Source organism: Streptococcus sp. 27098_8_22 (assembly GCF_041432415.1).
Classification (GTDB): domain Bacteria; phylum Bacillota; class Bacilli; order Lactobacillales; family Streptococcaceae; genus Streptococcus; species Streptococcus pseudopneumoniae_M.
In genome coordinates this window covers 99,916-112,535 of the sequence record NZ_JAPVZP010000002.1, presented here as the reverse complement: position 1 = coordinate 112,535, position 12,620 = coordinate 99,916, and the positions used below count along the sequence as shown (strand labels likewise).

The following is a 12,620-nucleotide window of genomic DNA, read 5'->3' as shown; positions in this document are numbered from 1 at the left end:
GGTGGGTTTTCTTATACTTTATTTTCCGAAAATCTCCTGCAGGTCTTCTTCAGTAATCCCAATCATGGCTGGAATATTAGACCAGTTGTCTTCGGTTAGAATGTAGGATTGTTCAGTATCTGTAACTGGTGTAGCTTCAGTAGCTGATTTACTAGTTCCATCAGTTGATTCTATTAAGTCAGCGAAACGTTCAATTAGATAGGTCTTACGAGCCGTTCCGATGTGCTGAGTTGCATAGTCAAAGGACTGTAATTCACCTAGTAAAATGAGCTTACTTTTAGCACGAGTGATGGCAGTGTAGATGAGATTACGCTCTAACATGCGCTTGCTTGCACTGGTGATAGGCAGGATAACAACAGGAAACTCGCTACCCTGAGACTTATGGATACTCATGGCATAGGCTAGGCGAATCTTGTACCATTCATTTCGAGGATAGGAGACCTCATTGCCGTCAAAATCAATCATAATTTCATCTTGCTTAGATTCAGTGTATTTTCCTGGAATCAAGTCTGTGATATAACCTAAGTCTCCGTTAAAGACATTGACCTCTGCATCGTTGACTAGGTGAATGACCTTATCACCTGTTCGATAGTGACACTGAGGTGCTTCAAAGCTAAGCAGGTCTTTTTGTGGAGGATTGAGGAGGTCTTGCATGAGCTGGTTGATGGCATCAATACCAGCAGTTCCACGGTACATAGGGGCAAGAACCTGAATATCGCGAGCAGGGATACCACTTCTGATAGCAGCACCTAGGATTTTTTCAATGCTAGCAGGGATATGGTTACTAGCGATTTCAAAGTAGGAGCGATCTGCTTTTTTCTGGGTAAAATCTGCAGGCAATATTCCCTGACGAATCTGACTTGCAAGAGTGACGATGGTCGATTCTTCACTCTGACGGTAGATTCGTTCCAAACGTGTTTGAGGGATGGTTGGTATCTGAAGTAAATCTGCTAGGACTTGACCAGGACTGACAGAAGGTAACTGGTCACTATCTCCAACGATGAGGATTTTACTGGTAGAGGAGATATTGGAGAAGAGCTGGTTGGCTAACCAAGTATCTACCATAGAAAACTCGTCAACAATGATAAAGTCAGCATCCAGATGATCTTCAAGATGGCTGGTGTCGTCGTCTCCAGTCATACCTAGGTGGCGGTGAATGGTAGCACTAGGTAGACCTGTTAGCTCATTCATGCGACGAGCCGCGCGACCAGTTGGAGCAGCTAGGAGAATGGGCAGATTGCTCTTTTTTTTGAGATCCAGTCCTTCTAAGAGAGCATAGACAGCGATAATGCCGTTGATAACAGTAGTCTTACCTGTACCAGGTCCACCTGTAAGGATAAAGACCTTGTTCTGGATAGCAGCGCAGATGGCCTGTTTTTGAATACTATCATACTCAATCCCCAGTTCTTCCTCAACAGTTGCGATATGTTCTTGAATGGTTTCTAGATCCTGTTTTTTACTCTGCCCTTTTTCGAGGATTCTGATGAGATGGCTGCGAATCCCTTCTTCTGCAAAAAAGAGGCTATTATCAAAGATTTTGGTGTCAATCTGCTGGACTTTATCTTCTTCAATCAGATAAGTAAGTTCTTGAGCAACTTGACTTGGATCTAGTTCGACTGGACGGGAGGATTCTAGAAGGTTGAGGGTTTGCTCCAACAAGTCTCTAGCTTCCATATAGGTATCTCCCGTTTCCATGCAACCTTGAAAGAGACTATGGACGAGACCAGCACGGAAGCGTTCGGGAGCCTGACTCTCAATCCCCAATTCTTGGGCCAATTGGTCAGCGATGGTAAATCCCAAGCCCTTGATATCCTCGACCAGTTGATAGGGATAATTCTCGACAATCTCTAGCGTTTCTTCCTTGTAAAAGTCTTGAATCTGAAAGGCCAGTTTATTTGGGATGCCGTAATTAGCCAGTTTGGCTAAGACCATCTCTGTTCCGTAATTAAGACTAAGAGTTGAGATGAAGGCTTCACGATTTTTAGCAGAGAGTCCAGAGATTGATTGGAGTTTGTCTGGATTTTCTAAGATTTTGTCAATAGTATTCTCCCCGTAGATATCCACAATTTTCTGGGCTGTTTTGAGTCCAATTCCCTTAAAATGGCTGCTGGAGAAATACTTGACCAAGCCCTTACTAGTCGGCTTGGCTCTCTCATAGCGAGTCATTTGTAGCTGTTCCCCATACTTGGAGTGTTGGACAATTTGTCCCCAAAAGGTGTATTCCTCTCCTTCAATGATATCAGCCATAGTACCTGTGACAATGATTTCATAATCATCAAAGTCTTCAGCATTGGTATCCTCAATATCTAGGAGTAAAATACGGAAAAAATTGCTGACATTTTCAAAAATGATGCGTTCAATGGTGCCTGAAAAATAAACTTCCATAAAATTCCTTACAATAGTGTCTGAGAAAATTTATCCCAGATTTAGTCAAAATAGAATGAGAAGAGGCTGAGATGGATAATTCTCGGCCTCTTCCTAGTTTTTAAAATGTTCCGATACGCTTGAGTGGCCAGAAGCGGAATTTGGCTTCTCCGGTGATATCTTTTGCCTTAAAGGTACCAACATGTCGACTGTCGCTAGATACCAGACGGTCATCACCTAGTAGGAGGTATTCACCCTCTGGTACAGTGAAGGTAAAGCTAGTGTTGTAATTAACATCTAGGGTAAAGGCCTGAGCCTTTTGAGCTAAAGTTCTAAAGTATTCTCCCTTTTTACCATCCCAACCAGTTCCAGTATAGGTGCTTTGGAGTTTATCTTCCTTGAAACGCTTTAGGTATTCTGCTAAATAGGGCTCATCAGTTTCTTGACCATTAATATAGAGTCTATCGTTGTCATAACGGATGGTATCTCCTGGCATACCGATAACCCGCTTAACGATATCCTTGTTCCCATCGTCTTCATGAGCAACCACAATATCAAAACGATTGATTGGGAGATGTTTAACCACAAAGAGGATTTCTCCATCTGCCAGGGTAGGATCCATAGAATGTCCTTCTACGCGGACATTGCTCCAGAGAAAGAGACGGCTAAGACCTACTAGTGTGATAAGTAGGAAGATAACTCCCCACTCTTTTAAAAACGATTTTAAATATTTCATAATTTACCTTTCTAGCATTTTTTTTGCTTTTTCAGTATTTTTAAAGTGTAGTTTGGCGCAAAAGTTGAGTCCCTGCATACCATAAGCACGAAGGATTTGGCTAGCTACCTTATCAGAAGCTGTTCCAGCCCCGCTTGGAAGTTGATAACCAAGTTCTCTACCCAGATTTTCGAGATTTTCTAGAAAGAGATCACGCGCAATGATAGAACTTACTGCGACAGCCAAGTACTTACCTTCAGCTTTTTCCTCTAGGCTGACTGGATTAGAAAAATGATTGGCTTCATTTTTTAAGTACTTCTTATAGTTTTGAGCACTAGTAAAAGCATCGATCACAATCTTTTCTGGCTGGACTCCCTTTTGGAGGAGGAGAAAAATCGCTTGATTGTGCAGGGCTACCTTGACGGAAACGGCATTGTAGCGCTCCCCAATGACTTCATTATACTTACTTGGAGAAAGAAGCAGCGCTTGGTGCTGGATTCTCTCCTTAAGCAGGGGGGCAAGCTGACGAATCTTTTGGTCTGTCAGAGTCTTAGAATCCCCTACACCTAATTTTCGTAGGAAGTCATGTTGGTCAGGAGTCACGAAGGATGCTACTACAGCCAGACCACCGAAATAGGAACCATTCCCAACCTCGTCTGTCCCAATCAAGGGGAAATTTTGTCCGCTAGTTCCTTGACTGACCTGATAACCAAAAAAACTGGCATAGTTTTCAGCCATTTCTCCCTGAAGCAAGACTTTTCCAGAAGTGTAGATGGAAACACTTGCCTGTGGAAGCTTGAAAAAGTAGCGAATATATGGGTTTTTACTTGGAGCGAGCTTTTTTTCATGCTTTTGAACAAAGGCTTGGATTTCCTTTTCGCTCGGAGTTAATGTAATACTTGCCATAACTCTTATTGTACCATAAAAGCCGTAGAATTGGTAAAAACTGACAAACTAAGTGAAATTTGGTATAATATCGTGAGGTGAATTTTATGGCAAATTTAAATCGATACAAGTTTACATTCGGAAAAAAAACATTGACCTTAACAACTGAGCATGACAACCTCTTTATGGAGGAAATTGCCAAGGTCGCAACAGAAAAATATGAAGCAATTAAAGAGCAGATGCCTGGGGCGGATGATGAGACAATCGCTATTTTATTAGCAGTCAATAGCTTGTCAACTCAACTCAGTCGTGAGATTGAATTTGATGATAAGGAACAAGAATTAGACGCCCTCCGTCATCAAGTTGTAGCGACTAAACAAGAACAGAGCAAGATTGAGGATTCCCTATGATTTCCGTCCTTCTCTTATTGGTTCTTGCATGGAGCTTTTATATCGGTTATCGTAGAGGTTTGGTTTTACAGATTTACTATTTTGTAGCAACTGTGATTTCAGCTCTTCTTGCAGGAAATTTTTATCAATCTTTAGGGAAACAATTTGATTTGTTGATCCCATATGCAAGTCCACAGGAAGGGCAGGGAACCTTCTTTTTCCCATCCAATCAACTTTTCCAACTGGACAAGGTCTTTTATGCAGGGATTGGTTATCTCTTAGCCTTTACGGTGTTTTACTGCTTCGGTCGATTGCTGGGTCTCTTTCTTAATCTTCTACCGACTAAAAAGCTAGCGGGTCAATATTTCCGTATAGGTGCAGGAGTTTTATCAGTGGCTGTGACCTTATTTGTCCTCCAGATGATACTGACTATTCTTGCAACTGTTCCTTTACAAATTGTTCAAAATTCACTTGAAAACAGTTTTGTAGCTAAACATATTATCCAGAGTGTCCCCATCACTAGTCATGTGATTAAACAACTCTGGGTAACCAAAATAATCGGATAAAAAGGGCGGGAACTATTCCTAGCCTTTTGTTTACAATTTCATACTCTTCGGAAATCTCTTCAAACCACGTCAGCTTCGCCTTGGATTATATATGTGACTGACTTCGTCAGTCTTATCTACAACCTCAAAGCAGTGCTTTGAGCAACCTACGGGTCGCTTCCTAGTTTGCTCTCTGATTTTCATTGAGTATCAATAGTTTAGGAGCCTTTTTGAAAAGAGTGAGATTTTTAAAAATTGTTCGCTCATTACGAAGGAAAAGAAAATGAATAAAAAAATACTAGAAACATTAGAATTTAATAAGGTCAAGGCTTTATTCGAGCCTCATCTTTTGACCGAGCAAGGACTAGAGCAGTTAAAAGAACTTGCTCCGACTGATAAAGGAGACAAGATTAAGCAAGCTTTTGCAGAGATGAAGGAAATGCAAGAACTCTTTGTCGAGCATCCTCATTTCAGCATTTCGGCAACAAAAGATATTGCAGCTACCTGCAAACGTTTGGAAATGGGTGCTGATCTCAACATCGAGGAATTTCTCCTTCTCAAACGTGTCATCTTTGCCAGTCGTGAATTGCAGAATTTTTATGACAATCTTGAAAATGTACGTTTAGATCACCTAGCTAACTGGTTTGAGAAACTTCATGATTTTCCACATTTACAGGGAAATCTACAAGCCATCAACGAAGCTGGATTTATTGAGAACTTTGCTAGTGAGGATTTGGCACGAATCCGTCGAAAAATCCATGATAGTGAAAGTCAAGTCCGTGATGTCCTGCAAGACCTTCTCAAACAAAAAGCTCAGATGCTGACAGAAGGTATCATCGCAAGTAGAAATGGTCGCCAAGTTCTTCCAGTTAAGAATACCTATCGTAATAAGATTGCTGGTGTAGTACATGATATTTCTGCCAGTGGGAACACTGTTTATATCGAACCACGTGAAGTAGTTAAGCTAAGTGAGGAAATTGCTAGTCTTCGTGCAGATGAACGCTATGAGATGATGCGTATCCTTCAAGAAATCTCTGAACGAGTAAGACCGCATGCGGCTGAAATCGCCAATGATGCCTGGATTATTGGACGTTTGGATTTGATTCGCGCCAAGGTGCGTTTTATCCAAGAGACCGGAGCAGTGGTCCCTCAAGTCTCTGAGGAACAGGAAATTCAACTCCTCCATGTTCGCCATCCTTTGGTTAAGAATGCTGTCGCAAATGATGTGCACTTTGGGAAAGATTTGACAGCTATTGTTATCACGGGTCCTAATACAGGTGGTAAGACCATTATGCTCAAGACCTTAGGTTTGACCCAGTTGATGGCCCAGTCTGGTCTACCAATTTTAGCTGATAAGGGTAGTCGTGTAGGGATTTTCGAGGAGATTTTCGCAGATATCGGGGACGAGCAGTCCATTGAGCAAAGTCTCTCAACCTTCTCTAGTCACATGACCAATATCGTTGATATTCTGGGTAAGGTCAACCAAAACTCCCTCTTGCTACTAGATGAGCTTGGAGCAGGAACAGATCCTCAAGAAGGAGCAGCCCTTGCTATGTCTATCTTAGAAGACTTGCGTCTGCGTCAGGTCAAGACTATGGCAACCACTCACTATCCTGAACTCAAGGCCTACGGGATTGAAACGGCCTATGTTCAAAATGCTAGTATGGAGTTTGATACAGCTAGCCTGCGTCCAACCTATCGCTTTATGCAGGGAGTTCCAGGTCGAAGCAATGCCTTTGAAATTGCCAAACGTCTAGGCTTGTCAGATGTCATCGTAGGTGATGCCAGCAAGCAGATTAATCAAGATAATGATGTCAATCGCATCATTGAGCAATTGGAAGAGCAGACACTTGAAAGCCGCAAACGACTTGAGAATATTCGCCAAGTTGAGCAAGAAAACCTCAAGATGAACCGCGCGCTAAAAAAACTCTACAATGAGCTAAATCGTGAGAAGGAAACTGAACTCAATAAGGCGCGTGAGCAAGCTGCTGAGATTGTTTACTTAGCACTAGCTGAGAGTGATGATATACTTAAAAATCTTCACAGTAAATCTCAACTAAAACCACATGAAATTATTGAAGCCAAGGCTAAGCTCAAAAAATTAGCCCCTGAAAAAGTTGACCTTTCTAAAAACAAGGTTCTTCAGAAGGCCAAGAAAAAACGAGCTCCAAAAGTTGGGGATGATATCATCGTTTTAAGCTATGGTCAACGTGGTACCTTGACCAATCAGCTCAAGGATGGTCGTTGGGAAGCCCAAGTTGGCTTAATCAAGATTATGCTTGAGGAGAAAGAGTTTGATTTAGTTCAGGCTCAGCAAGAAGCGCCAGTCAAGAAGAAACAAGTTAACGTCGTTAAACGTGCAGCAGGAAAAGGTCCACAAGCTCGACTAGACCTTCGTGGCAAACGCTACGAGGAGGCTATGGAAGCCTTGGATGCCTTTATCGACCAAGCCCTGCTCAACAATATGGCCCAAGTTGACATCATCCATGGTATCGGTACAGGAGTCATCCGTGAAGGGGTGACTAAGTACCTACAAAGAAATAAACAAGTCAAGAGCTTTGGCTATGCACCACAAAATGCAGGCGGATCTGGCGCAACCATTGTAACCTTTAAGGGATAAAACGAAAGAATGAAAATTATAATAAAATTTTCTGAAAATAATTGACAAGAGCTAAATTTTCTTGTAAAATAAGAAAAAATTAAATACAACACCGAATGAAGTTTAATAGAAGTGGAGAATCAGTTGATGCTCCATGACTGTAAATGGACGGAACTCTGGAGAGACCGTAAAGGCACCGAAGGGGCAAGGCAGGCAACTGCTCAAACTCTCAGGTAAAAGGACAGAGCAATGATAGAGCGCTTTTTGGCATTTATCGATGCATTCCAGAGTACATGTTTCCAACATGTGCTCTTTCTTTTGGAGTTGAATAGATAGGAGAATGGTATGTTAAATTTGCTAAAAGAGCTGGATGCTCTGGTATGGGGCCCACCCCTTTTGATTTTATTGGTTGGTACAGGGATTTACTTGACTCTTCGTTTAGGGCTTTTACAGATCCTGCGTCTCCCTAAGGCCTTCCAGCTTATTTTTGCCAAAGACAAGGGACATGGGGATGTTTCGAGCTTTGCTGCCTTGTGTACAGCCCTCGCAGCAACTGTTGGTACAGGAAATATTATCGGGGTGGCAACAGCTATCAAGGTTGGTGGACCAGGTGCTCTTTTTTGGATGTGGGTGGCTGCTTTCTTTGGAATGGCAACCAAGTATGCAGAAGGACTACTTGCTATTAAATATCGAACCAAGGATGACCATGGTGCGGTAGCAGGAGGACCGATGCATTATATCCTTCTAGGGATGGGCGAAAAATGGCGCCCTCTTGCAATCTTCTTTGCTGTAGCTGGGGTACTAGTTGCACTTTTAGGGATTGGTACTTTTACCCAGGTGAATTCCATTACAGAATCCGTGCAAAATACGGCTAGTATTGATCCGACAATTACTGCACTTGTTTTATCTATTTTCGTAGGGATCGCAGTCTTTGGTGGGCTCAAGTCCATTTCAAAGGTGTCAACTACAGTTGTTCCTTTTATGGCTATTGTCTATATCTTGGGAACCTTGACAGTCATTTTCTTTAATATTGATAAAGTACCGGCAACACTTTCACTGGTACTTACATCAGCTTTTAGTCCCATAGCTGCAGTGGGAGGATTTGCAGGAGCTAGTGTTCGGATGGCTATTCAAAATGGTGTGGCGCGTGGTGTCTTCTCAAACGAGTCTGGATTGGGTTCAGCTCCCATTGCGGCTGCGGCAGCTAAGACCAATGAACCGGTGGAGCAAGGTTTGATTTCCATGACAGGAACCTTTATTGATACCTTGATCATCTGTACCTTGACTGGTTTGACAATCTTAGTGACTGGGGTTTGGAATGGTAATTTAGATGGTGTTGCTCTCACTCAGTCAGCTTTTTCTACAGTATTTTCTTTCTTTGGACCTGCTCTTTTAACGGTCTTCTTGGTACTCTTTGCCTTTACTACGATTTTGGGATGGAACTATTACGGAGAGCGTTGTTTTGAATTTCTCTTTGGCGTTCGCTTTATCTGGCTTTATCGTGTGGTCTTTGTACTCATGGTCTTGCTGGGAGGATTTATCGAGCTGGATATGGTCTGGGTCATTGCGGATATTGTTAATGCCCTCATGGCTCTGCCAAACTTGATTGCACTCTTAGCCTTATCACCAGTCGTTATCGCTGAGACTAAGAAGTATTTTGGTAAATAATGTAAGATTGATATTACCATTTATAGATAAGACTAGTATCTGTTTGTGAGATGCTAGTTTTTTCACTACTAGGGCTAGTCTTTTATTTTATACTCAATGAAAATCAAAGAGCAAACTAGGAAACTAGCCGCAGGTTGCTCAAAGCACTGCTTTGAGGTTGTAGATAAGACTGACGAAGTCAGTAACATATATACGGCAAGGCGACGTTGACGCGGTTTGAAGAGATTTTCGAAGAGTATTATGTCATAAGATGAATGAAATTCAAGAGTACTTCTTTTATGATATTCTTTATTTGCACTTTTATTTATTGTATAATAGTCAACATAAATCTGTTTTTGTTCTGAAATGTCTTTTTTCATCTATGTGCGAAAGAGAAATAAACTGGAGGTGTTTATGTCAAAAGATATTCGAAAATTAGTGATTTCACAGGGACTAGCGAATCTAGCAGATGTCTTTTTTAGAGTCATTGTGATTGCAAATGTGTTTGTCTTATCTGGTTCGGTCATTTCAACCTCCCTAGTACCAATTCTGATAGGTCTATCCTCCTTTTTAGCTAGTTTCTTAGTCCCGTTAGTAACAAAGAGATTAGCTTTAAATCGTGTTCTTTTCTTGACTCAATTTGGTAAGACGATTCTGCTAGCGATTTTGGTTTTTCTATTCAAGCAATCTGAAACTATTTCCCTCCCTCTTTTATATGCTATTGTTACCTTAATCTCCGTTTTGGATGGTTTTGCAGCACCTGTTTCCTATGCGATTGTTCCACGCTATGCGAGAGATTTAGCTAAAGCGAATGCAGCCATTTCTATGAGTGGCGAAAGTGTACAGCTAGTTGGTTGGGGCTTAGGAGGCTTCTTATTTGCGAGTCTGGGAATGAATCCTAGCCTGCTCATTGTGTTAGCCTTGTTTACAATTTCGACGATTTTGATGTTTGGTTTGCCACTAGTCGAAAAAGAAGAGTTGTCCTCTGAAACAAGTCTTGAGACTTTAACAAAAGGTTGGCGATTGGTGGCTAAAGAATCAAGATTAGGCTTTATTGTCCAAGCCAATCTTTTAGAAATTTTAGCTAATGCTATCTGGGTATCTTCTGTTTTACTTGTTTTTGTGACTGAGATTTTACATCGGTCAGAAAGCTATTGGGGCTACGTCAATACATCCTATTCCTTGGGGATTATCTTGGGAGGAGCTATTATCTTCCGTTTAGCAGAGAAAGTTGTTACCTATAAATATCAAACTATGACCTTTTCTTTGTTATCGACAGCACTAGTAACTCTGTTGATAGTGTTATTTCCAAATCCACCTGCTTTTCTATTCCTATCTCTAGTAATTGGTTTCCTATCTCAGATTAAGGAAGTTCCTGAGAGTGTATTATTACAGGAATCGGTTGATGAGAAGGAACTTGTGAATGTTTACTCCGTTATTGAAGTTGTCTCTACATTGGCCTTTTCTGCTTCTGTTTTTCTAATGAGTTTTATCACAGAATATTTTGGAGTATTTACTGGCTTTGGCTTAGCTATCTTCTGCTTGCTGGTAGAATCTATCTTAGTTTTAAGAAACAAGCATCAGATAAATTAACAGTTATGATCATACATCTGGTGTGATTTTTTTGTTTTCATAAAAATTTTTTATCAGTGCAATTTAAAATATATATTATGCAAGGTATAGATTCTGTGTTAGACTTATTGTCAACGAAAAGCTAATGAGTCATCAATCAAGGCAAGGATTTGTTCAATAGGCTGATGAGATTTCGTAAGATTTTCGCAGAAACCATTCAATTACAAAACGAAAAGAGGTCCCCTTATGACAACATTTACTATCCACACAGTAGAATCAGCACCAGCAGAAGTGAAAGAAGTTCTTGAAACGGTACAAAAGGATAACAATGGCTATATCCCAAATCTTATCGGTCTTTTGGCCAATGCCCCTACAGCCCTAGAAGCTTACCGAACTGTTGGAGCTATTAACCGTCGCAATAGTCTAACACCTGTAGAGCGCGAAGTGGTGCAAATCACTGCAGCCGTAACTAATGGTTGCGCCTTCTGCGTCGCTGGCCATACAGCCTTTTCTATCAAGCAAATCCAGATGAATGATGACCTACTTCAAGCCCTTCGCAATCGTACTCCAATCGAAAGCGATCCTAAGCTGGATACCCTAGCTAAGTTTACCTTGGCAGTTATCAATACCAAAGGGCGCGTAGGAGATGAAGCACTTGGAGAATTCCTTGAAGCTGGCTACACGCAAGAAAATGCCTTGGATGTTGTTCTCGGTGTCAGTCTAGCAAGTCTTTGTAACTATGCCAACAATCTAGCTAACACACCGATTAATCCAGAATTACAACCTTATGAATAAGAGGAGGGCAGAGTATGGGATTTTTTCAGAAGAATTTTTAATCTGGTTAGACAAGCACGCCGATGAAATTGACAAAAAATCAAGTCAAGCTGGAGAAGAGCTGATTGAGAAAATTGCTGCAGAAGGTGCTTTTCGTGTAGGAGTACCAAAAGTTCTTGGAGGGCTAGGTGGTAATGACCAAGATGTTATCGATCTCCTTGCTGAACTCGCTCAACATTCCTTAACAGCTTCCTTTATCTCATGGGGGCAACGAACTTTAATAGATAATATTCTACATACTGATAATACTTATTTCAAAGAAGTTTACTTGGAAAAACTCTTATCAGGAGAATATGCAGGTGCTACGGCCTTGTCTAATGCTGTTAAGTATCTATTGACTTAGAGGAACTAAATGTTCGTATCCTTGAAGAAAATGGGAATTATTACCTAAAAGGACGACTTCCTTGGGTAACCAATGCTCGTAGGGATCGCTTCCTCACTATTTTTGTAGCAGGATTTGCAGATGATCCGAGTACAAGTTATGTAGTAGCCGTACCATCGGACGCAGAAAACTTTAGTCGTTCCGAAGATTTGGAATTTGTCTCTCTCCAAGGAGGGAATACAGCAGCCCTGACTTTTAACAAGGTCCCTTTAAAGGAAGAGTGGATTCTATCCAAGGACGCTCATCAATTTTTAGCGCAAAATCGTCCAGCCTTTTTAGGCTACCAATTTGGCCTAGCCTTTGGTTTGGCTGAACGTTCACTCTCAGAAGTCGAAAAAGAATTGGGGAAACGAGGTGTCTTGAAGGAAGAATGGCAGCATCAGGTCGACCAGTTAGATGATATTCGACATTCTCTCTATCAGGGATTATCTGAAGAGTCCTATTTCGTTAGAAATCCGCGTGAGCTATTCCAGTTACGAATTGATATTGTTGATGTTGTTGCCCAAAGTCTCTTATTAGAACTACAAGCTGGTGGCGGTAGAGGATACTTTAGTAAATCGACATCCGGTTTCATACGTCGTTGGAATGAAGGTGCCTTTTTACCAATTGTTTCTCCTAGTGCTGTGCAATTGCGACATATTCTAGCGACAAACTAACAATAAAGAAAATAAAAACGAGGTTTATCTTT

Annotated in this window: 9 protein-coding genes, 1 pseudogene and 1 riboswitch; of the genes and pseudogenes, 7 read left to right on the top strand and 3 right to left on the bottom strand. The window is 41.3% G+C overall.

Features of this window, described 5'->3' with window-relative positions; genetic code table 11:
• Positions 1–18: 18 nt before the first annotated feature.
• From recD2 to rnhC, 3 genes are all read right to left on the bottom strand, one after another.
• Positions 19–2,385 (bottom strand): SF1B family DNA helicase RecD2, encoded by a 2,367-nt coding sequence (recD2, locus tag O3633_RS04155; protein WP_371620484.1) that lies wholly within the window; start codon positions 2,383–2,385, stop codon positions 19–21.
• A gap of 100 nt (positions 2,386–2,485) precedes the next feature.
• A complete protein-coding gene (lepB, locus tag O3633_RS04150; protein WP_371620483.1) occupies positions 2,486–3,100 on the bottom strand; it encodes a signal peptidase I in 615 nt (204 codons plus the stop codon).
• 3 nt (positions 3,101–3,103) lie between these two features.
• Positions 3,104–3,985 (bottom strand): ribonuclease HIII, encoded by an 882-nt coding sequence (gene rnhC, locus O3633_RS04145; RefSeq protein WP_371620482.1) that lies wholly within the window; start codon positions 3,983–3,985, stop codon positions 3,104–3,106.
• A gap of 86 nt (positions 3,986–4,071) precedes the next feature.
• On the opposite strand from rnhC, the gene O3633_RS04140 reads away from it, so the two are divergent.
• The 7 genes and pseudogenes from O3633_RS04140 to O3633_RS04110 all read left to right on the top strand — a co-directional run bounded on the left by O3633_RS04140 (position 4,072) and on the right by O3633_RS04110 (position 12,588).
• A complete protein-coding gene (locus O3633_RS04140) occupies positions 4,072–4,374 on the top strand; it encodes a cell division protein ZapA (RefSeq protein WP_049503020.1) in 303 nt (100 codons plus the stop codon).
• A complete protein-coding gene (locus tag O3633_RS04135; RefSeq protein WP_371620481.1) occupies positions 4,371–4,919 on the top strand; it encodes a CvpA family protein in 549 nt (182 codons plus the stop codon). The genes O3633_RS04140 and O3633_RS04135 overlap by 4 nt, the downstream gene beginning before the upstream one ends.
• Positions 4,920–5,181: 262 nt before the next feature.
• The gene (locus O3633_RS04130; RefSeq protein WP_371620480.1) at positions 5,182–7,518 is read left to right on the top strand and encodes an endonuclease MutS2; all 2,337 of its coding nucleotides are present in this window, start codon (positions 5,182–5,184) and stop codon (positions 7,516–7,518) included.
• A 145-nt stretch (positions 7,519–7,663) separates the two neighbouring features.
• Positions 7,664–7,752, top strand: a riboswitch (glycine riboswitch).
• A 90-nt stretch (positions 7,753–7,842) separates the two neighbouring features.
• Complete coding sequence (locus O3633_RS04125) at positions 7,843–9,165, top strand: alanine/glycine:cation symporter family protein (RefSeq protein ID WP_371620479.1); 1,323 nt, start codon at positions 7,843–7,845, stop codon at positions 9,163–9,165.
• A 393-nt stretch (positions 9,166–9,558) separates the two neighbouring features.
• Positions 9,559–10,737 carry a ryptide export MFS transporter gene (locus O3633_RS04120; RefSeq protein ID WP_371620478.1) on the top strand — a complete coding sequence of 393 codons (1,179 nt, stop codon included), beginning with the start codon at positions 9,559–9,561 and terminating at the stop codon, positions 10,735–10,737.
• A gap of 225 nt (positions 10,738–10,962) precedes the next feature.
• Entirely contained in the window at positions 10,963–11,511 is a 549-nt protein-coding gene (locus O3633_RS04115) for a carboxymuconolactone decarboxylase family protein (protein ID WP_371620477.1), read from the top strand.
• A pseudogene (locus O3633_RS04110) lies at positions 11,504–12,588 on the top strand (acyl-CoA dehydrogenase family protein). The gene O3633_RS04115 and the pseudogene O3633_RS04110 overlap by 8 nt, the downstream one beginning before the upstream one ends.
• The last annotated feature ends 32 nt before the right edge of the window (positions 12,589–12,620 follow it).